The organism is Acinetobacter sp. PC34 (assembly GCF_051789135.1).
GTDB classification, from domain to species: domain Bacteria; phylum Pseudomonadota; class Gammaproteobacteria; order Pseudomonadales; family Moraxellaceae; genus Acinetobacter; species Acinetobacter johnsonii.
The window spans coordinates 3,138,716-3,159,951 of sequence record NZ_CP196664.1 but is presented as its reverse complement, the minus strand read 5'-3'; the positions used below and the strand labels follow the sequence as shown (position 1 = coordinate 3,159,951).

Sequence of the window (21,236 nt, the reverse complement as noted above, 5' to 3'; positions counted from 1 at the left end):
GTAAATACCTAGTTCTGAGTTGAGTCTTGAGTGTCAATCTGTGCTTGAAGCTGTTGAATTTTGGCTTCGGCACGATCTAAGTTTTGATTAAAAATGCGGGTATCTTGATGCAGATCATCCATTTGCCAACGCGGGGCAAATAGACCACTGTCTTCTTTCAAGGCATCTTCAGCAAAAAACAAATGACTTTGTAAGGCCTGTTTGATGTGTTTTGGTGCCAGCTGAATTTTAGCCAATTCATGCGCCAAACTTGGGCCAATCCATGGGCTTAAATGCGCAGCCAAGTCAGGCTCAGCGTGTTGCATAATCCGTTGAATATCCTGTAGAAGGTGATAATCACCTTGGAGCGGGATATTGCCGACATCATCCGCCAGTAATAGCTTGAGCAGCTCAACCACATTGGCCACCGTTAAAGTTGCGGTTGCTGGGGTGTGAGATTGAGCTTGGTCAAAAGGGCGTTGTTCGAAAATGGACGCTGTTTCACTATGCCCTGTAACGGTAGGTTCTAAGCGCACTTTGGCTTGGTCAAAGAACACATCTACAGACAGTTGCGGGGATGCGATCACCACACGTAACATCTTGCCTTGTAGTTCATTGAGCTGGATGCGAGTGATCGCATCCAAATTAATCACATGATGAATTAATCGTTCAATTGCACCGAGTGCCAGAATCGACCACATAATTTGCCCTTAAACGTTTAATTTTAAAGTTTAAAACCACGGTGTACAGCAACGATACCGCCTGTCAGGTTGTGATAGTCACAGTTTTGGAAGCCTGCATTTTCCATCATGCCTTTTAGCGTGCGTTGGTCTGGGTGCATACGAATGGACTCGGCTAAATATTTATAGCTTTCTGAGTCATTGGCAATAATTTTGCCCATGATCGGCAGTGCGGTGAACGAATATAGATCGTACAGTTTTGAAAAAGGCTCAAACACAGGTTTAGAAAACTCTAATACCAGTAGGCGACCACCTGGCTTAAGCACGCGGTACATCGCTGCAAGTGCTGCATCTTTATCGGTCACATTACGTAGACCAAACGAGATCGTGAGTAGGTCAAAGCTGTTGTCTTCAAATGGCTCGAGGGTTTCAGCATTGGCTAATACGAAGTCAACATTGGTACAGCCTGCATCAATTAAACGATCACGCCCCACATTCAACATCGATTCATTAATGTCTGAAAGTACCACATGACCTGTAGGGCCAACTTCGCGGCTAAACACTTTAGCCAAGTCGCCTGTCCCGCCAGCAATATCTAGCACGTGTTGACCACGACGTACCCCTGACATATTGATCGCAAAGCGTTTCCATAGACGGTGAATACCAAAAGACATCAAGTCATTCATAATGTCGTATTTGCTGGCAACCGAGTGGAAAACTTCCGCCACTTTTTGCGCTTTATCTTCGCTGCTCACCGTCTGGTAACCAAAGTGTGTGGTACTGCCGACGTTGCCTGTATTGGCACCGCGAGGAAGATTGTATTTGGGTACAGAACCCGTTACTGGGGTATCAGTCAACTGTTGTTGTAATGATTTTTGCTGACCTTGCGCCGTGCCTTGGGGTAATGGTTCAGTTAAAAATGGACTCACTTTGTCTGTGTTTTGTGCCGACTCTTGAGTAGCGGTAGGCGTTTGATTTTCATTCGACATGGGAGTCACTCCTAACATAGCAATAGGGTAAATGTTGCAGTGCATGCATGATGACAGATTCTAGGACGTTGTACAGTAACCATCATGCAATTGTGCTGAATAATATACAGAAAAACAGCAGAGCAAAGCTGCTGCTGGCTTATTTTTATCAAGTCATTCGTTGAAATTTACTGAAAAGGATACAAATGCCCCGCATGGACTTTATCAATAATTTGACGTTCCACCGCCGTAAAGTCTTTCACAAATTTCTCTGCCGACTTTAGCGGTTTCATGGCCAAAAAGCCATCCTGCATAAATTCATACATGACATTGAAGTTATATTTGTTGGCAGTCCCTTTACACATCTTAAAAGCGGTATAGACCATAAAAGAGCGCATGTATTTATCGAGGTTCTTACCCAATTGATCGAGTAAATATAGCTGTTTCAAGCGTTCTTCGCCTTGTTCTAGTTTTAAGTAGGCTTGGCGCATCAAATCATCGGTTAAGGCTTCAGAGGGATGGTGATCTTTCAGCAATTGCATCGCCACTTGTTCATCAAGTCGAACCGCCAAAATCGCCAACTCAACCCCAGAGGTACCGGTTTTAATGGCATTTTCAGGAATTAATTTCTCCGCTTTGTGCGCATATTTGCTCAAGCGCGCGATTTGTCCTGCCAAAGCGTCAAAATCTGGGCCACCATATAAACGGTTGATAAAATACTCGGCCATCAAGAGGTTCTGTTTTTCTGCGAAAGCACGGTTATGCGTGCGTTGCATCCGTTGTTTTTGCCAGACTTGCACATCTTGTAAACGTTGGAAGAGCACCGAATCTTGATGATAATGCAATTGGTAATACTGTTCTAAAAGCTCATCGAGGGCGGCGAGTTTGGACATTTGCTGTCTCAGTTCTATTTAAAGATAGCTAAATCTTAGTGCGTGATGACGGAACTCGCTATGACAAAGTGACAAAAAAACTATTTATTTGTGGTCAGTTTGATGTAGAAGTAGTCAAAAGATACATATGAAAATCATCTAGACCATCATCTTTTAGGATCTAGTGATTTGATTAAATAGAAAAAAGGAGGGGGCAATGGATACAGAAACGATCGACAGTGCAGTGCTGAACGAAGAACAGCTTTCACTGGACTTAATTGAAGCGCAATATGCGTTGATGAATACCCGTGATCAGAGCAATGCAAAAAGTTTAGTGATTTTGGTCAGTGGAATTGAACTTGCGGGTAAAGGCGAAGCGGTGAAACAGCTGCGCGAATGGGTCGATCCGCGTTTTTTATATGTCAAAGCCGATCCACCGCATCTGTTTAATCTAAAACAGCCTTTTTGGCAGCCCTATACTCGATTTGTACCTGCCGAAGGGCAAATTATGGTGTGGTTTGGTAATTGGTATGGGGACTTGTTGGCTACGGCCATGCATGCTTCAAAGCCTTTGGACGACACTTTGTTTGATGAATACATTAGCAATATGCGGGCTTTTGAACAGGACTTAAAAAACAACAACGTAGATGTCTTAAAAGTTTGGTTCGATTTGTCGTGGAAGTCTTTGCAAAAGCGTCTGGATGATATGGACCCGAGCGAAGTGCATTGGCATAAGTTGCATGGGCTAGACTGGCGCAATAAAAAACAATATGACACCTTACAAAAGCTACGTACGCGCTTCACCGATGACTGGCAAATCATTGATGGTGAAGATGAAGATTTGCGTAATCACAATTTTGCACAAGCGATTTTAACAGCGCTGCGACACTGTCCAGAGCATGAAAAAAAGGCCGCGCTAAAATGGCAGCAAGCACCGATACCAGATATTTTGACTCAGTTTGAAGTCCCTCAAGCTGAGGATGCGAACTATAAAGCAGAATTGAAAAAACTCACCAAACAAGTGGCCGATGCCATCCGCTGTGATGACCGTAAAGTGGTGATCGCTTTTGAAGGTATGGATGCTGCGGGTAAAGGGGGGGCGATTAAGCGCATTGTGAAAAAGCTCGACCCACGAGAATATGAAATTCATACCATTGCCGCACCTGAAAAATATGAGTTACGCCGTCCTTATCTGTGGCGTTTTTGGAGCAAATTGCAGTCGGATGACATCACTATTTTTGATCGGACATGGTATGGACGTGTTTTGGTAGAAAGGATAGAAGGCTTCGCAACCGAGGTTGAGTGGCAACGCGCTTATGCGGAAATCAATCGTTTTGAAAAAAACCTCAGCAACAGCCAAACCGTGCTGATTAAGTTTTGGCTGGCGATAGATAAAGATGAACAAGCGGTGCGTTTTAAAGCCCGCGAAAGTACCCCGCATAAACGCTTTAAAATTACCGAAGAAGATTGGCGCAATCGCGACAAATGGGATGACTATTTAAAGGCAGCCGCGGATATGTTTGCACATACCGATACGGGTTATGCGCCTTGGTATATTATTTCCACCAATGATAAACAACAGGCCCGAATTGAAGTCTTAAGGGCGATTTTAAAACAGCTCAAAGCGGATCGCGACACGGATTAAAAAACTTAAAAAAACGGTCATTTGACCGTTTTTTATAGAGGTAGATTTAGTTCTTTAACTTAAAGGAATTTGGGTCACTGGCGCTGCAACAGGAACACCTTGTTCAGCGGCTTGTTTTAGTTGAATGCCTTTGGCGAGCTTATACGACTCCTCCACATGGGTTTCCGCAATTTTTTTCATCACGACATAACCCAAGCTGGCCGCAATCATTTGTCCACCAAGAGGAATGAATTTAGTGACTTGTTTAGTGATGTATTTGGCTGCCATGTTATTGAGGGATTTCTTCACGGCTGTACGTGCCACCACCAGTCCAGAGAACTCCACGCCACGTTTACGCAGTTCTGACCAATGTATTTGCTTGGTTTCTGGGTCGTAAACACTGACTTGCTCAGGGGTTAGGCCAAAGCGGGCGTTAATTTCGGGAATCAACTGCGACAATATGCCCACATCAATCACCACATCAAGGAAAGGGACTGGAATAACCGCTGCACCTGCGGAAAAATAGGCGCGCTTTTTGACTAAGTCCAAACATTCTTCGCGGATTTTTTCTAAATTTAAAGAGGGATCAATTTTTTCTGGAATGTGCTCTAATTTCATTTTCTAAATCCTAAAATATCCTGATTCACATTGATTCTAGTTTTGCTTAAAGTGCGTATTTTAAAGCAAATTTTAAATAGAAATATGTCATGAAAGTGACATAGACAGAACTAGAAGTATAGTCAATAATCTGTGTACTTTTGTAGATTTTTCATAAGATGGTTATTTGAGAGGAAACATGGCGATACACGTAATACAAAGTCAGCGTATTGATGTTCTGTTGCAGGCCATGCAAAAAACCGTCTTTAAACCAGCCAAAAATGCCTTTCAAGTGTTGCAAGCACAGCACTTTATTGTACCTTCACCTGCGGTTGAGGCCTGGCTAACACAAAAGTTGGCAGAGCAGCAGGGCATCAGTGCCAACACGCAGTTTCATCATCGTATTCGTGGTTTTCAATGGGCGGCTTATCAGTGGGTTTTGGTCGACCAAAAAGATGAAGTCCGTAAAGCCAATATTCCGCGATTGATTATTAAATGGCGTGTCTTTCAAGCCTTAAAAGAATTTATACAAGCCGAGCTGAATCCTTTAGAGGTTGCTCATCCGTTGTATCCGATTATTCAGCGGATCTATGCCAGCGCTGACCGTTTGCAACAAGGCATCGATAAACAGCTCAAAAAGCAAAGCATGCTGTATTGGGTCGCGGAGCAGGTTTCACGGCTGTTTAGTTTTTATATGGATTATCGTGGGCATTGCACCAAAGGCTGTCCACCGCAAAGTTGCCGTTGCCAGACCAATTGGTTACAAGCGTGGGGCAAAAACCAGCCGCTCGATTTGGAGCAGATGTTCTTTAAAACTCAGCAAGAACTCAGTGCTTTTCAACTCAATCAAGCTTATGAATTGGAAGCATGGCAACGTTGGCTCTGGCAAGTGGTGTTCCATGCTGACTTTGAACAAATTCAGCGTATTGATACTGCATTTTGGGGCTTACTCGATCAAGCAGAGACCCGAGACGCTGCACTGAAAAAATTGCCTGCACAGTTGGTGGTATTTACGGTTTTAGATTTACCGCCAAAACAATTGGAGTTTTTGCATCGATTGGGGCAATACCTCGATATCTTTATTTTTCACTATAACCCTTCACAAGAATACTGGGCAGACAGTGTCGATCCCAACTGGAAAGCGCGTTATGACGCACGGGTAAAGCAGCGTTTTATTGAAAAAAATCCAAATGCCAATGATGCAGAGATTCAGCAGTTTTTTGATGAGTTTACCCTCAATTTTAATGCAGAAACCCGAGAGTCTCGCCATCCTTTACTGACCCGATTTGGTAAACAAGCGCGCGACCATTTCTCTTTACTTTCCAACCTTTCTTCAGGTGAAGATGGCGTATGGGCCGATGTCTTTGTCGATGAGTATCCAGAAACGTTACTTGGTAAAATTCAGTCCGATGTCCTGTATTTGGTAGAACCTACGCAGCATCAGTATGCTTTGGCTGAACAAGATGATTCGATACAGATTCATGTCTGTCACTCCAGCCTTAGACAGCTTGAAGTCCTCAAAGATCAACTGACGCATTGGTTGGCTCAGGGCACGGCTGAAGCACCACGACGTCCAAGTGATATTTTAGTGTTGACGCCCAGTTTGACTGAGCTAGAACCTTTTATTCGCAGTGTTTTTGCACCTCCTCCCCATGAGCGTGAGGCTTTGAAAAAGGGCCATCAACTGAGTAAAGACAGTATTTATTTGCCGATTAAGCTAGCTGGCGTGACTCAGCTCGATGTCTTAAATGCATGGCGTGCTGTGTTGGGACGGATGGTCTTGGTACGGGGGCGTTTCAGTATTGAGGACTTTGCCGATTGGCTCAGTTTAAATGCAACGCAGCAACGTTATGGCTTAGACATGAATATGATTGAGCGGATGACTGAGCTGTTGATCAACGCAGGCTTTAAGCGTGGATTGGATGCCGAACATTTAAAACGCAGTTTGGCCGAAGGGGATGAAGATTATCGTTATAGTCTGAAGTTTGCCTTAGATCGTTTGGCTTTAGGCGTCGCTGTACCAGAGCATGTGCTGTTTCATGAGACTTTAAGCTATGCCCAAGTACAGTCGAGTGATTTTGAGCTGATTGGTGTTTTGATAGAAATCTATCAAGATTTTAAACACCGTTCCGAGTGGATGATCGCGCATGAAACCGGACAGCGAACGACTGCGGAAACTTGGCTGAATCGTTTGATGGAAGATATTCGCGAGTTTGAAGCTGCGGGTGTCGAGTCTTTGGCCGCAGTGTATAAGATGGTCAAAAAACAAGAACGTATGCTGACCTTGGCGAGTTTCTATGACGAACACGACCATCATGCACTGCGCAGTTTAAGTTTACCTTTGCCTTATGTATTAGAAGAAGTCCAAAAGACCTTAGAAGCGCAACTGGACTATGCAGAACCCACGGGGCAGATCACGTTTAGTCAAATTGGTCAGATTCGACCTGTGCCATATAAGTTGATCGTGATGTTGGGCTTGGACAGTGGCAAGTTTCCCAACCGTAGTGCGCATTTGCCTTTTGACCTAATGGATTTACTGAAACCACAACTGGGGGATCGTTCCCGTTTGGAAGATGATCAAGGGGCTTTTCTAGATGCGTTGTTGTTGGCACAAGAGAACTTATGGTTATTTTATAATGGCTTTGATATCAACGATGGTGAAGTCCGTGATCCGTCTACAGTGTTGCAAGAACTGATTCAGCATATGGCCTTTATTGTGCAGCCTGACACACAGACCAAGAGTGCCGGTGCAACGGTTGATCAGCATGGTGTGACTGTTCCTGCACAGTTGGCATCGCTGTATCATGTCCATCCTTTATTGCCTTTTGATCCGCGTGGTTTTGAGTCTGAGCACAGTATTCGTTTTCAAGACCAATGGTTTCAAGTCGCGAAACAATTGCAACATGCATCGGGACAACGGAGCAGTTGGGTCAACACGCCTTATCCAAAATTAGAGCAAGACATTCAAGTTCTTGATAGTCAGCAGTGGATTCAGGACATCACTTTCCCTGCACGGTTGTATCTCAAGACTTTAGGCGTGGAAAACTTAAAACCAGAAGAGATTCCTGCAACGCAAGAACCTTTACTTCTCGATGGTTTAGGACGTTATGCCATCCGTCATTTTTTACAACAACATGAAGCAGAAGCGGATGCCAATCTTCTGATGGATCAACTGCCGATTGGTAAAGTTCAAGATGGAGTCTGGCAAATGAGCGTGCTTGAACAGCAGCGCTTGCTGGCGCGTTTACAACGTTATGCACCTGAGGCCACAGCCACGACCCAACAAGTATGGAAGGTGAGTGAGCATTTACAGATCAATGTTACTTTAGCCAAATTTAGTGCTGAAAAATGGGTCAGTGTAGAAGCGTCTAGTGCGCGGGCAAAGCGCCGTGCCAAAGTTTGGTTGGAGTATTTACTGTGGCTGGCTTATGTCAATTTGGGTGAGGGTGGACAGCAATATCAACGCATCGTGGTGTTTAGTGACCGAACCATTTTATGCACTGGTGTGAGTTCAAATCAGGCGCGTGAATGGCTCAAACCTTGGTTGAAAGCATGGGAGTATGCACAAACTCAGCCCTTAGTTTTACCTGCGGCCTTGTTGTTGAAAATTGCAGAGAAAGATAAAACCCATGAATGGCAATTGAATGATCAGGGACAGATGGTGATCGCGGACATGGACGCCATTTATAAAGTGTGGGAAGAAGATGGTCGCTTTAGTGGTTTTTCAATGACTGAAAACGAAGCCAATAAAGCACACCGCGACTGGCAGTTTATTCTACAAGAGCAGGATGCCAAAGCATTACTTGCCCATGCCTGCGAGCAGTTTTCTTATGAACTATATCATCCGATTTTTTTGCATCAGCAAAGCCTTGAGGACTAAGTCATGACAGCACAGTCTCAGGCCACCACATCGAACATGTCTTATCAACCCATTGCCGATATGAGCTTTCAGGGCTTACATTGGATTGAAGCTTCAGCAGGCACAGGCAAAACTTTTACTTTATCCAGTTTGATGGTACGCATTTTTCTCGGGGCCTATTTGCCAAATCAGGTTATTGCAACCACCTTCACCCGTGCTGCTGCTGCGGAACTGAAAAGTCGCGTTCGGGCACGCTTGATTGAAACTTTACGTTATTTTGAAGGTTGTCAAAGTCTGACCGAGCGAGAAATACAGGTCAAAATAGCTGTTGAACAAGATCCGCTTTTTATCAAAGTACTCATAGACTATGCACAGCGGGTCGGTTTTGCCCAAGAGCGTTTGAAGTTGGTGATTGACCAGTTAGATGAGTTATTTGTCGGGACATTGGACAGTTTTAGTCAAAAGTTACTGCGTGAGTTTTCTTTTGAAAGTGGCAAGATTGAGCGTGCGGATATTACCGATGATGCGCAGAGTTATACTCAGCAGCTCATTCATGACGTATTACGTGAGTGGATTCAGGCACAGCCACAGCCTGTGGTGAATTATTTACTGTTAAAACAAAAATTAAAAAACGAACAGGCCTATGTGCCGATTGTTGAAAATAGTTTGAACTTTGCATCGGCACAGTTTCAACAGGTGGAAAAACCTGTGCTTGATTTGACGCAATTTGAGCAGGCCATTGATCAATTTACCGCGCTGGATGTGGCGCAGATTGAACGCTTGAAAGACTATTATGCCCCTGAAGGGCAATACCATGCAGTGCTGGGGAAAAAATGGCGTACCGATGCTTTGATGCAACGCATTCTATGTCAGGATTTACCGGCTTTTTTGACTGCACTGAAAGAGCAGCGGGCTTATGCCTTATTTGCGCCACATTTTGAAAAAACCTTAAAGCACCTGACTGACCTTGCAACGAAAAAAGTCTTAAACAAATGTGCTGTAGATGTGTTGGAACAGTTTGAGCAGCATCCTGTGTGGCGACAGGTCCGCATTTTCTTAGACGCATTGGCAGAGCTAGAGCTCAATTTGGATGTGCTGGATGCGTATTTAAAATATCACTTAAGTTCTGAGGTGAAAAAGCGATTACCACAAGTCTTGCAGCAAAAGAGTGAAACGACTTTTGCCCAGCAAATCCGTACCTTGTCAGAAGCCTTACAGGGCGAACAAGGCCGGCGCTTTGCCCAGTTTGTACAAGCACGCTATCCGCTCATTTTAGTGGATGAGTTTCAAGACACCAACCAAGACCAAGATGATATGTTGGCGCGAATTTGGCGTGATGCACAGCGCTATCATCAAGGTTGTATGATTATGGTCGGTGACCCAAAACAAGCTATTTATGGCTTTCGTGGTGGTGACATGCTGACCTATAACAAGGCACGTTTAGATGTTTTGGCAAAGCAAGGTCGGCAGTATAGTTTGAAATATAATCATCGTTCTGTACAAAAACTGGTACAGGTGGTGGATGCTTTATTTCAACGCCAACAGGACTTTGGTGAGCAGGTCTATTACCAGCCTGTAGAAGCAGGGACTCGACCACATCCCGCTTTGGTCGATGCACAGGGTGAAAACCATGTACCGCTGCGCTGGCTATTACTTGAAGACAAAAAAAATGAAGCTCAACAAGTAGCATGGAAAATTCGTGATTTAATCAACCAATGCATTCAACAGCAACTGTATGTGGCAGATGATTCGCTACAGTTTATAGGGGCAAATGATATCGCGGTGTTGTCGAAAAACCATGATGGCTTGGACAAAGTTCAGTTTGAACTAGAGCGTTTGGGAATTTTGGTCAACCGTCCGTCTAAACGCAGTGTGTTTGAAAGTCAGGTCGCGAAAGATGTCGGTGCGTTATTGACCGCAATGATGCATCCTTTTGATGAAGCCAAAGTTCGCCGTGCGCTTTTGAGCCGGCTGTTGGCGATTGATTTAAAACAGTTACTAGAACTGGAAAAGCAAGCCAACGGTTTGAGCCAGTTTATGGCGGATTTTGATGACATCCGCGACATGTGGATCAATAAAGGCTTTTTAAGTGCATGGCAGTACGCTTTAAACCTTTTTAAAGTGTGGAAAAACTTGGTGGCTTACCAAAGCCGAGACAACGAACGGACTGTGGTTAATCTTCGACATTTGACTGAGTTGTTGAGCCAACATAGTGAGCAGTTCCAAGGCGCGCAGAAACTGTATCATTGGTATCTCAAACAGTTACATTTGCCTGCGGAACGTGAGTGGGAGTTGGAACGCAAACTCTCCAATGCCACAGGCGTACAGCTGATGACTATTCATCAGTCCAAAGGTCTAGAGTTTAAAATTGTGTTCTTGCTGGGTGCCGACAAAGACTTTAAGGAAATGAATAAAACCTTAAATTTTTCAACACTGGAACAGATCAATCCGACGACAGGGCAGAGCGAATTACAGCGCATCGTGGCAGTAAATGATGCCAACCTGTTAGACCCAGCCGCGATTGATCAACACAATGAGCGAGCCGAAGCGGAACAGCATCGCTTATGGTACGTCGCACTGACCCGTGCGAGCCACCGCGTGTATGCCTTGCTGCAAGATCAGGAATATAAATCAAATACGGCATTGGCGTTTTGGCGTGGTCAAGCAGGTAATCTGTTTGAGCATCCTGCCAGTGGTAATGAGGTGCTGCTGACTGAAAAGCCGGTTCGTTTACAGCCAGCCGAGCAGCAAGAGATCATTCAACTGCAAGCTTTGGCCTTTCCTGAACAGCGTTTTTATCCACGTTCCAAAACCAGTTTTAGTGCTTTGGCACAGCATTTGAGTCGTAAAGAGGCAATGGATGCCTTAGCTGTTTTGAGCGAGAAAGTGGGCAGTGCGGATGACGAGATCAATCATCCTGTACTTGAGGATGTGGAACTGAGTCAGCCTTTGGCGTGGATTAAACGGCAGTTTCCAATGGGTACGACTGCGGGAACCTTCCTGCACGAAATTTTCGAGCACATTGATTTCCAGGACTCGCGTGACTGGGGACTGGAAATTCATCGTCGTTTTAAAAATGATAGTCCCTTACTGTGGCAAGAGTTATTGGGCAAATATCAAAACGAGTTTGGACAGGATGATGAAATCCAATTGGTACAGTGGATGCAAGCGTGGTTAGTAGATGTGCTAGAAACGCCTTTGCATGCTGGTTTTCAGTTGAAGCAACTCAAAGCCGATGAACACTTGGCTGAGTTTCCTTTTTATTTGTCATTGTCCGATCATGTGCTCGCGATTAAACGCATACAGGCATTATTTCAAGAATACGGCATTGATCTACTCGACTTAAATGAAGCCAATTCTGCTCGTTATCTGACAGGTTCGATAGACTTGGTTTATTTTGATGGTCAGCGTTATCACATCGCCGATTATAAAAGTAACTTCTTAGGGGCGGATCAGCAGAGCTACAATCATGACGCAATCCAATTGAATATGTCACATGCCAGTTATTGGTTGCAGGCGGGCTTATATTTGGTGGCTTTGCATCGCTATTTAAAAGTGAATTTGCTGGACTATGACATTGAAAAACATCTTGGTCAGGCGAGTTATCTCTATTTGAGAGGGATGAATGGGCAGCCTGATCAAGGGGTTTTAAGTTGGCGTGCTAGCCCAGAGTTTATTTTAAGACTAGATGCGATTTTGGGTTATTTTGCTGAGGATACTTCTACTGAAAATCATGTAGGCAAAACTTCTGAATTAAGTGAAATTAGTCACTCATAAACAAAGAATTAAGCTGTGGATAACTTTGAGGATAACCGTGTGGAAAATGTTCGTAAAGCCAGTATTGATCAGGCTACCGTGGTAGACACATGGTTAACGCGTTGGAGTCAGTTTATTCAGCAGTCGCCACTGAGTAAAACAGGATTCACCGAAGCGCGAAGTGAAGTGATTCAACAGGTCCTTGAAGCCATGCTACGCGGTGAGAGTTGTTTCTCGGTTGCAGCTGAAGCCGTCACAGTCTTAGATGATTTGGTCATGGATGAACAGCAGGCACAGCAACAAAAAGCGCCGTTTGTTTACGATCAGCAGCAATTATATCTGTATCGTTATTGGGCTTTAGAGCAGTCCTTGGCCCAGCAAGTAGCACGGTTAAAACTGCAAAATTTAACGCAAGTGGATATTTCAGCTTATGCTCATTTACTAGAAGATCAACACCAAAAACAGGCTTTGGCTATGGTGGCCGAGCAGGCGCTCGCGATCATTACAGGTGGTCCGGGCACAGGGAAAACGTATACCTTGGCGCGTATTATTGCAGTGCTCAAACAAAGTCTGCCTGATATTCGTATTGCGATGGCTGCACCGACAGGTAAGGCGGCGCAGCGGATGAAAGAAGCCCTTCAGAACTCTTTTCAGGATGAAAAGTTACAAGACTTAGTTACCCCAGATTTGAAAAACTTAAACCCTGTGACGCTACATCGCCTTTTGGGGCTTGGGAATACGCAGCAACCGCGTTTTCATAGCAGACAACCTTTACCTTATGATGTGATTGTCGTTGATGAAGCATCCATGCTGGATTTAAATTTGGCACAGATGCTCTTTGCTGCCATGCCGAATCAAGCCCGTTTGATTATATTGGGAGATGCCGATCAGTTGGCTTCGGTCGATGTCGGCTCTGTACTCGCCGATCTACAACAGGTTCCAGCTTTGGCTGAAAATAGAGTCAATTTGGTCAATAGCCGTCGTTTCAAATCAGATGCACGGATTGGAAAGTTGGCACAATTTATTCAACAGCAAACTTGTTTTGACTCAACGACGCATCCTGTCGAAAAACAGAGCGTATTGCATACTTTTCAACAGCAAGTAGTAAATGCCACGACGTTGAAGGCGGTTGAGTTGGATCAGGTCAAGGTCGATTATCTACAACTTGAATTGTTGCCTGAGCAGGCTTTATCTGCAGAGCAGTTACAACATTATTATGATCTGTTGATGCTCGGCTTTCAGGGCTATGTCGAGGCTTTAAAGCAATATCAGCAAAATCCTAATGAGTCTCTCGTACCCAAAGTGATTCATCATTTTGATGATTACCGTATTTTGGCCGCCATACGTCACGGCCATTTCGGCTTAAAACAGCTCAATCTGCAAATCGAGCAGCGCTTATTAGAACAGTCAAAACAAATCAAGCAGGGTGAGTGGTATTTAGGACGTCCTGTGATGATGACCTATAACGACTATCAGTTGGGGGTGTCGAATGGCGATATTGGCCTGTGTTTACAGCGCGTTCAACAAGGGAAGTTGCAGTTTGAAGTGTATTTCCCTAGTCTGAATAAATGGGTCGCCGCGACACGATTACCCAAAAATATTGAAACGGCTTTTGCGCTGACCATTCACAAATCTCAAGGCTCTGAGTTCACCCATACCGCGGTGGTTTTAGATCGGCAGGCTGAAAAATTACTCAGTAAAGAGTTGATTTATACCGCAATTACGCGGGCGAAAAAAGTGGTCAGTTTACTGGTCGATGCCGATGCATTCGTACATGCTATGGTGACTCGAACCACCCGAGATAGTGGTCTATCAAGAAAAATTAATCAACAAATTCAATTGTGAAGATTTAATAAACAAATAGGAGCTTTGTACGAAATGGCTTACAGGGATTCAGGAGATTTGCGCATAGAGCTTTACTGAGGATTTTGAGAAGATGGCTTCACATAAAGAGCTCAACACGGAATGTTGAGTATAATCGCAAAAAGATAATAATAACGTCAGTAGACAGCGAACTTACAGTGAAGTAGGTGAAAGAGGAAACTTACAGCCGCTAAGCCTTGTAGTTTTGGGAGAGACTACAAGGCTTTTTTATCTCTGATAAATTGGCAAAATATGACAAAAAATAGCCATTCATTCCTCGAAGTATAAAATACAGTTTTAGATTAAATATTGAAGAGATACTGTCTCAGTATTGCACAGCTTATGCTTTTTTAAATTTAGCTCTTATGTCTTTAAGTGCTTGTTTTTTTATTTATTAAATTTTTAATACTGCATTTTTTAGAGAGATTTAGGTTGAATAATGGAGAAAATGAGGAGTTTGTGTAAGCAATCGCTTACATGAAGATGAGTGAAATACGACTTTTTTCTTCTGTGTGATGTGGCAAAATCTGTCACATAAGGATGTAAATGATTAAACATGGAATGTTTAATACAAGACGCGGAAAAGCGCATTATTATAATGATAACCAAAACAACAAGAACAAAAATAAAAGAACACTACAGCGCAAAAAAGCCCAAGTTTACTTGGGCTTTTTTTTATGCTCAGACTAAGTCTGTTTCGCTTCGATCGGTTGCAAATAAGGAGCGACGTTGGTGCTTTAAGATTTTGGGACAATGCTTTGAGATTTGATAAAGCGTTTTCGCTAAAGCCGGTAAGTGGGTGCCGACGACAGATTTTCCTGTGGTTAATAGCGATACACTAATATCACGTTCTGGATCGGCCCAGCAGAGAATATTGGAAAACCCGAGATGTCCAAAGGCTTGCCCAGTCATGGGTCCAAATAAGCCGATAGGATTACTCCCTAACATTGGGCCTAAGGCATAACGCATCGGGACTAATAATGTCCGATCTAAACTGACTCCTGACGTGGCCAAGGTCGAGCGAAATACCGTTTGGGCACTCATGATTTGTTTGCCTTGGTATTCGCCACCACTCAAGAGCATTTCAAAGAAACGACCAGCTTGTTCCGCACTGGTATAAATGTTGCCCGCTGGGCAAATCGTGTCCATAAAACGCGCATCATTGGTCACATCGACGGCTAACTGTAAACCACCGCCTAGTACTCGATTAAGATAATGGTCTGTGCCTAAACGTGGATGTAGACCTGTGGCATAGTTTAAAGCGACATCCGCTCGATACTCAGGTTTTAGGCCATAGTTAAAGTAATCTAAGCCCATGGGTTTCTCGATATTTTCGGCAAGAAATTCACGGGCCGTTTGACCTGTTACCCGCTTGATAATTTCCCCTAAAATATAACCTGACGTCACGGCGTGATACGCCAGATGTGTGCCTGAGGCTGAAACGGGTTGTGCCGCATAAAGACGTTCTAAAATTTGATCTTGATTAAACAACAGTTCAGGCGTGATTTTACTGTCAATCCGAGGAATGCCACCACGATGAGCGAGCAAATGGAAAATGGTGGCACGACGTTTACCGTTTACGCCATATTCGGGAATATAGTGGCTAATCGGATCGAGTAAATTCAGATCACCACGTTCATCCAACATATGAATCAGCATGGCTGTAACGATTTTAGAGGCGGAAAATAAGCAAACTGGGGTGTCGGGTGTGCCAATTTTCGCATCTGCCGCTAAACCATCGGCTGAGTTGCCTTGCGCATAACCAATGCTGCGGTTTAACAATATTTGTCCCTGACGACGTAAACAGAGGCTGATGAAAGGGTAGTTTCCTGTTTTATATAGGGACTCTACACTGGCCCAAATGCTTTGAATTTGTGCGTCATTCATGCCACCCAAGGTAGCGGAGACCTCATTCTTAGAACGAATCACGTGGTTGAGGTCATGGGGGACATAACAGGTATTGGCAGATAAAATTTTCACAAATTTCTCTCTATTTTTCGTTTTTATTGGATTTGAGTCTGATACTGAAAATCAGAATTGTCATGATTGTGCATGATTTGTGCAAAGCCGTCAGTTGCTGAATTGACTGCGAACATAAAACATTTTTGCAATATAGCGCTAGATCCCTTAAAATAATGCCTTGCTGTAGTGATGCACGGCAGTCAACTTGGTTTTGAAGAATCAATTTGATTTGTATCAAATGTAACTTATAAGCATCTCGGAGAAATCGAATGGCTTTAACAAACGCAGATCGCGCAGAGATCATTGCTAAATTTGCTCGCGCTGAAAACGACACTGGTTCACCAGAAGTTCAAGTGGCTCTTTTAACTGCTCAAATCAATGATTTACAAGGTCACTTCAAAGAGCACAAACACGACCACCATAGCCGTCGCGGTCTTATCCGTATGGTTAACCAACGTCGTAAGCTTCTTGATTACCTTAAAGGTAAAGACGCTACTCGTTACAGCGACTTGATTGCTGCTTTAGGTTTACGTCGTTAATTCGATTAAACTTTTATTTTCGGACTATCGCATTTTGAATGCTTTATTACTGAAAAAGAAAGTCTACCTTGCTTCTGTGAGGTAATGGGGAAGGGGCGAATGTTTCGCTCCTTCTTTGTGTCTTAAAATCATATTTTTAGTCTCTGGTGAGGTCGGCTTCTAAGCTTTGTCATTTATACAGTTGCCTGAAATGGCGATGTGAATGCCAAACCTTAGGGGTCTCCACTAGAATAAAAATCAGGAAAGAAAAATACATGTCTATGTTTAATATTATTCGTAAAGAATTCCAATATGGTCAACACACGGTTGTTTTAGAAACTGGTCGTGTTGCTCGTCAAGCAAACACTGTTGTGATCACCATGGGTGGTGTACAGGTTCTTGTTGCAATCGTTGCTCAACCAAAAGCAAAAGCAGGCCAAGACTTCTTTCCGTTGACTGTTAACTACCAAGAAAAACAATATGCCGCAGGTCGTATCCCAGGTGGTTACGGTAAGCGTGAAGGTCGTCAGTCTGAAGCTGAAACTTTAATTTCACGTCTTATTGACCGTCCAATCCGCCCATTGTTCCCAGAAGGTTTCTACAACGAAATCCAAGTAACAGCGACTGTTATTTCTTCTGACAAAACCATGGAAGGCGATATCGCTGCAATGTTGGGCGCTTCAGCTGCGATGTCTATTGCTGGTGTTCCATTTGCAGGCCCAATCGCAGGCGCACGTGTTGGTTTAATCAACGGCGAATACATCCTTAACCCAACTTTAGAACAGCTTAAGGAATCTGATCTTGACCTTGTGGTTGCAGGTACTGAAGCTGCTGTATTGATGGTTGAATCTGAAGCGAAAGAGCTTTCTGAAGACCAAATGTTAGGCGCTGTACTTTTCGGTCATGACGAAATGCAAATCGCAATTCAAGCGATTAAAGAATTTGCTGCAGCTGCGGGCGCAGTTGAATCTACTTGGGTTGCGCCAGTTAAAAACGAAGAACTTCTTGGTAAATTGAAAGAAGCATTCGAAGCGAAAATCTCTGAAGCATACACAATTGCTGTTAAGCAAGAGCGTTATGCAGCATTAGATGCGCTTCACGCTGAAGCTGTTGCTCAGTTTGTTCCTGAAGAAGATGAAACTGGTATTGCTGCTGAAGTTGACGAATTATTTGAAGACTTAAAATACCGCACAGTACGTGACAACATCTTGTCTGGGAAGCCACGTATTGATGGTCGTGATACAAAAACTGTACGTGCAATTGACGTTCAAGTTGGCGTGTTAGATCGTGCTCACGGTTCTGCATTGTTCACACGTGGTGAAACACAGGCGTTGGTAACAACAACTTTGGGTAATACCCGTGATGCGTTGATGGTTGATACCCTAGCTGGTACTAAAACTGACAACTTCATGTTGCACTACAACTTCCCAGCGTACTCTGTCGGTGAAACAGGTCGTGAATCTGGTCCTAAGCGTCGTGAAATCGGTCATGGTCGTTTGGCGCGTCGTGGTGTTCAAGCGGTTCTTCCTGCAGCTGACCGCTTCCCGTACGTGATTCGTATCGTATCGGATATTACTGAATCAAACGGTTCATCTTCAATGGCTTCTGTATGTGGTGCTTCATTATCACTTATGGATGCAGGTGTTCCATTGAAAGCGCCAGTTGCAGGTATTGCAATGGGTCTAGTGAAAGAAGGCGAGCGTTTCGCAGTTCTTTCTGACATCTTAGGTGACGAAGATCACTTAGGTGACATGGACTTTAAAGTAGCCGGTTCTGCGAACGGTATTACTGCACTTCAAATGGATATCAAGATTGAAGGTATCACTGAAGAGATCATGGAAGCGGCATTGAACCAAGCGTATGCGGGTCGTATGCATATCTTGAATGAAATGAACCAAGTGATTTCACGTGCTCGTCCTGAAATTTCAATGCATGCGCCGACATTCCAAGTGATCAACATCAACCCTGATAAGATCCGTGATGTAATCGGTAAAGGTGGTGCGACCATCCGTGCCATTACTGAAGAAACCAAAGCTGCTATTGATATTGAAGACAACGGTACTGTTCGTGTATTTGGTGAAACCAAAGCCGCTGCTGCTGCTGCGGTTGCAAAAATCCAAGCACTTACTGCTGAAATTGAGCCGGGTACAATTTACGTCGGTAAAGTCATTCGTATCGTTGAATTCGGTGCGTTTGTAAACATCCTTCCAGGTACTGATGGCTTACTTCACATTTCACAAATCTCGAACGAGCGTATTGCAAACGTGGCAGACGTGTTGAAAGAAGGTCAAGAAATTAAGGTACAAGTTGCGGATGTAGACAACCGTGGTCGTATCAAATTGACGATGAAAGACATCGAACAAGTTTAATCTCTTGTCAATTCACATGGTGTTTGCCATGTGAATTGAGTTGTCTTAGAAAAGCCTTGAGCTTGGCCAATTTAAACTTTGGCTTGCTCAGGGCTTTTTTTATGGCATCATGCTGGCTAAGACAGACAATAATAAATGAGATATGCAAAGCTATTATTTCTATCAACATCCCACCGCGCAGCATACTTATGTGCAGAAACAGCCAATTGCAGAGCAGGAAGCTGAGTTTATTTGGGTGGAGTGTAGCCGTGACGATGTGGTCAATCGGGCAGAACATTGGCAGCAGGACATTTATGCGGCAACGGGACTGTGGATGAATGAATATCATCTGCGCGATATTCTCAATTTAGAACACCCTTGTGCCTTTGACACTTTGGAAGATTATGACTTGCTGATCTTTCGTAAGCTGATCACACCTGATGATCAAATCAAGCTTGATACTCAAGCGGCTGAAAAACATGAACGGGTTTTTGGTCTGGCGACGACCCCGATTAGCTTTATGCTCACGCCGCAAGTTTTGATTACGGTTAGAGAGCAGGGTAATAAAGAAGTTGAAAGCTATATTCAGCGTATGGAAACGGTGTTGAGCCGTCCGATTGAAGAACATAATAAGCCACGAAAATTACCCGCAACGCCTTTAGATTTGACCTTGAGACTGCTCAATAACATGGTGGATGGTTATCTCGATTTACGTGTTCCGCTGACGCGTCGAGTGGAGTTTTGGCAGCAAGAGCTTTTACAAGGGCATCGCCGTTTTACCAAGTGGCATCAACTGTTACAAGAGAATATGGCTTTCCAACAAGTGGAAAATTTGTGCGAAGAACAAATCGAAACTTTGCAGGAATTACGCGATGAAATTGTCGATAACTATTCGCACTTGAAAGGGAAAAAGCGTAGCGAAAAACAAGACATCATGCTAGTACGTGTCGATGATTTAACCAGTCATATTGAACGTATTCAAAAGCATACCATTCGCTTGAGAAATGCAGTGCAAGCAGCTATCGATCTACATTTTTCAGCCATTGCCAATCAAACCAATGAAAACATGCGGATTTTAGCCATTATTACCGCGATTTTTGCGCCGCTAACCTTGTTGACAGGGGTGTATGGTATGAACTTCGAGTTTATTCCGGGGCTGAAGTCTCCAACAGGGTTTTGGATCATGTTGGGCATCATGTTAATGACGACATTGATCTTACTGTATTATTTTTATCGACGTCATTTGGTCGGGCGTGGCGAAAAAAGTGTCATTGATATGTTGGCACAGCAGCATGCGGATCAACATATGAATTTATTTTGGTTCATCGATTATGAGCCGATCAAGCAAACCGTGAAGGGCACCATCAAAGATTTAGAGAAAATCACCAAATTAAAATAATTCGGTGATTTTCCACATAGACCATTAAAGCAAATGGGCTTTAAGGTGTTTCTTTACATGCTGACGCTATCCTTGTTCAATTTATTATTCGGATATGTGGGCGTCGCAGGGAGATTTAATTTAAGAGGTTTTTAACTGGGCTCCTTTTAAAATCCGGTAAAGCTGATCTTTAATGAACAACTTTTTGCGTTTGAGGGGCTCAATCTCTCCACGATGAATCCTGACAGGGTCTTGTTCGAGTAAACAAATTTCCTGATCGAGAGCTTCATGGTCGTCAAACATTTTAGAAAAATGCGGATTGTCTTCTCTAAGCTGTTGAATCATGTCTCGGTATTCAGGAAACATGAGCTTAGTCTTTTTATTACAAACTTTGAGTTTCATGGTTGCCGTCTAATCCTCTTATTCAAAAATAAAAAAAGAAAGAAAGGCATGCGCCAATCTTTCTTTATAGAACTAGTGTTGAGTCGTTTGAACTGGGTCAGTGAGATGTAAATGTTTTACTTCACGACGAAGTTTTTGAACTTCCTCAATCAAATCCAGCATCATTGCGACTGCAGTAAAGCTGGCATCAAAGTCACGTTGTAAGCGATAGGCTCGCCGTGCACGTGAGACATCATCACCAAAAAATTGGTGAATGCGGTTATCGGGTCGGTTAGGCAGAATGTCATATTCCAACAGCTGTAAAACCCATTCAGGACTTTGTCCGCAGGCTTCAGCAAAATGCTTTAAATCAAAGCTATGTTGTTCATCAACAATTTCAGCGTGTCGACATCCGTCTAAAATAATTTCACGATATTGAATAGTCGTCATA

Annotated in this window: 14 protein-coding genes; 7 read left to right on the top strand and 7 right to left on the bottom strand. The window is 43.6% G+C overall.

The genetic code is table 11. The features are described from left to right. Positions 1-8: 8 nt before the first annotated feature. The 3 genes from ACSC9N_RS15390 to ACSC9N_RS15380 all read right to left on the bottom strand — a co-directional run bounded on the left by ACSC9N_RS15390 (position 9) and on the right by ACSC9N_RS15380 (position 2,520). Entirely contained in the window at positions 9-680 is a 672-nt protein-coding gene (locus ACSC9N_RS15390; protein ID WP_010325782.1) for a ubiquinone biosynthesis accessory factor UbiJ, read from the bottom strand. A gap of 23 nt (positions 681-703) precedes the next feature. Then, positions 704-1,648 (bottom strand): bifunctional demethylmenaquinone methyltransferase/2-methoxy-6-polyprenyl-1,4-benzoquinol methylase UbiE, encoded by a 945-nt coding sequence (ubiE, locus tag ACSC9N_RS15385; RefSeq protein ID WP_010325783.1) that lies wholly within the window; start codon positions 1,646-1,648, stop codon positions 704-706. A gap of 167 nt (positions 1,649-1,815) precedes the next feature. Beyond that, positions 1,816-2,520, bottom strand: coding sequence for an FFLEELY motif protein (locus tag ACSC9N_RS15380; RefSeq protein WP_004978789.1), 705 nt, complete (start codon positions 2,518-2,520; stop codon positions 1,816-1,818). A 196-nt stretch (positions 2,521-2,716) separates the two neighbouring features. On the opposite strand from ACSC9N_RS15380, the gene pap reads away from it, so the two are divergent. Beyond that, a complete protein-coding gene (pap, locus tag ACSC9N_RS15375) occupies positions 2,717-4,144 on the top strand; it encodes a polyphosphate:AMP phosphotransferase (RefSeq protein WP_010325784.1) in 1,428 nt (475 codons plus the stop codon). A 54-nt stretch (positions 4,145-4,198) separates the two neighbouring features. Here pap and ACSC9N_RS15370 read toward each other — a convergent pair whose 3' ends face one another. After that, entirely contained in the window at positions 4,199-4,741 is a 543-nt protein-coding gene (locus ACSC9N_RS15370; RefSeq protein ID WP_010325785.1) for a hypothetical protein, read from the bottom strand. A gap of 178 nt (positions 4,742-4,919) precedes the next feature. On the opposite strand from ACSC9N_RS15370, the gene ACSC9N_RS15365 reads away from it, so the two are divergent. From ACSC9N_RS15365 to recD, 3 genes are read left to right on the top strand one after another with little or no spacing between them, the layout of a single operon-like run. Continuing rightward, positions 4,920-8,600, top strand: a complete 3,681-nt coding sequence (locus tag ACSC9N_RS15365; RefSeq protein ID WP_010325786.1) for an exodeoxyribonuclease V subunit gamma — start codon at positions 4,920-4,922, stop codon at positions 8,598-8,600. 3 nt (positions 8,601-8,603) lie between these two features. After that, positions 8,604-12,356, top strand: coding sequence for a UvrD-helicase domain-containing protein (locus tag ACSC9N_RS15360; RefSeq protein ID WP_010325787.1), 3,753 nt, complete (start codon positions 8,604-8,606; stop codon positions 12,354-12,356). Between the two features lie 39 nt (positions 12,357-12,395). Next, positions 12,396-14,180 carry an exodeoxyribonuclease V subunit alpha gene (gene recD, locus ACSC9N_RS15355; RefSeq protein WP_130235396.1) on the top strand — a complete coding sequence of 595 codons (1,785 nt, stop codon included), beginning with the start codon at positions 12,396-12,398 and terminating at the stop codon, positions 14,178-14,180. A 699-nt stretch (positions 14,181-14,879) separates the two neighbouring features. On the opposite strand, the gene ACSC9N_RS15350 is transcribed toward recD, so the two are convergent. Next, complete coding sequence (locus ACSC9N_RS15350; protein ID WP_010325789.1) at positions 14,880-16,178, bottom strand: EstA family serine hydrolase; 1,299 nt, start codon at positions 16,176-16,178, stop codon at positions 14,880-14,882. A gap of 251 nt (positions 16,179-16,429) precedes the next feature. On the opposite strand from ACSC9N_RS15350, the gene rpsO reads away from it, so the two are divergent. The 3 genes from rpsO to ACSC9N_RS15335 all read left to right on the top strand — a co-directional run bounded on the left by rpsO (position 16,430) and on the right by ACSC9N_RS15335 (position 20,425). Continuing rightward, entirely contained in the window at positions 16,430-16,699 is a 270-nt protein-coding gene (rpsO, locus tag ACSC9N_RS15345; RefSeq protein WP_004692669.1) for a 30S ribosomal protein S15, read from the top strand. A 260-nt stretch (positions 16,700-16,959) separates the two neighbouring features. Next, positions 16,960-19,047, top strand: coding sequence for a polyribonucleotide nucleotidyltransferase (gene pnp / locus ACSC9N_RS15340; protein WP_171056729.1), 2,088 nt, complete (start codon positions 16,960-16,962; stop codon positions 19,045-19,047). A 142-nt stretch (positions 19,048-19,189) separates the two neighbouring features. Continuing rightward, positions 19,190-20,425 (top strand): magnesium transporter CorA family protein, encoded by a 1,236-nt coding sequence (locus ACSC9N_RS15335; protein WP_004978806.1) that lies wholly within the window; start codon positions 19,190-19,192, stop codon positions 20,423-20,425. Positions 20,426-20,545: 120 nt separating this feature from the next. Here the strand turns inward: ACSC9N_RS15335 and ACSC9N_RS15330 are convergent, their stop codons facing one another. Beyond that, positions 20,546-20,806 (bottom strand): YdcH family protein, encoded by a 261-nt coding sequence (locus ACSC9N_RS15330; RefSeq protein WP_004692664.1) that lies wholly within the window; start codon positions 20,804-20,806, stop codon positions 20,546-20,548. Between the two features lie 72 nt (positions 20,807-20,878). Further along, positions 20,879-21,235, bottom strand: a complete 357-nt coding sequence (locus tag ACSC9N_RS15325; protein WP_004978810.1) for a chaperone modulator CbpM — start codon at positions 21,233-21,235, stop codon at positions 20,879-20,881. Position 21,236 lies beyond the last annotated feature (1 nt).

What these genes read in the sequence shown, in the direction of transcription:
- rpsO (WP_004692669.1), top strand. Translation starts at nt 16,430, where the DNA reads ATGGCTTTAACAAACGCAGATCGCGCAGAGATCATTGCTAAATTTGCT.
- ACSC9N_RS15330 (WP_004692664.1), bottom strand. Translation starts at nt 20,806, where the DNA reads ATGAAACTCAAAGTTTGTAATAAAAAGACTAAGCTCATGTTTCCTGAA.
- pap (WP_010325784.1), top strand. Translation starts at nt 2,717, where the DNA reads ATGGATACAGAAACGATCGACAGTGCAGTGCTGAACGAAGAACAGCTT.
- ubiE (WP_010325783.1), bottom strand. Translation starts at nt 1,648, where the DNA reads ATGTCGAATGAAAATCAAACGCCTACCGCTACTCAAGAGTCGGCACAA.
- ACSC9N_RS15365 (WP_010325786.1), top strand. Translation starts at nt 4,920, where the DNA reads ATGGCGATACACGTAATACAAAGTCAGCGTATTGATGTTCTGTTGCAG.
- ACSC9N_RS15335 (WP_004978806.1), top strand. Translation starts at nt 19,190, where the DNA reads ATGCAAAGCTATTATTTCTATCAACATCCCACCGCGCAGCATACTTAT.
- ACSC9N_RS15370 (WP_010325785.1), bottom strand. Translation starts at nt 4,741, where the DNA reads ATGAAATTAGAGCACATTCCAGAAAAAATTGATCCCTCTTTAAATTTA.
- ACSC9N_RS15325 (WP_004978810.1), bottom strand. Translation starts at nt 21,235, where the DNA reads ATGACGACTATTCAATATCGTGAAATTATTTTAGACGGATGTCGACAC.
- ACSC9N_RS15390 (WP_010325782.1), bottom strand. Translation starts at nt 680, where the DNA reads ATGTGGTCGATTCTGGCACTCGGTGCAATTGAACGATTAATTCATCAT.
- ACSC9N_RS15360 (WP_010325787.1), top strand. Translation starts at nt 8,604, where the DNA reads ATGACAGCACAGTCTCAGGCCACCACATCGAACATGTCTTATCAACCC.
- pnp (WP_171056729.1), top strand. Translation starts at nt 16,960, where the DNA reads ATGTTTAATATTATTCGTAAAGAATTCCAATATGGTCAACACACGGTT.
- ACSC9N_RS15380 (WP_004978789.1), bottom strand. Translation starts at nt 2,520, where the DNA reads ATGTCCAAACTCGCCGCCCTCGATGAGCTTTTAGAACAGTATTACCAA.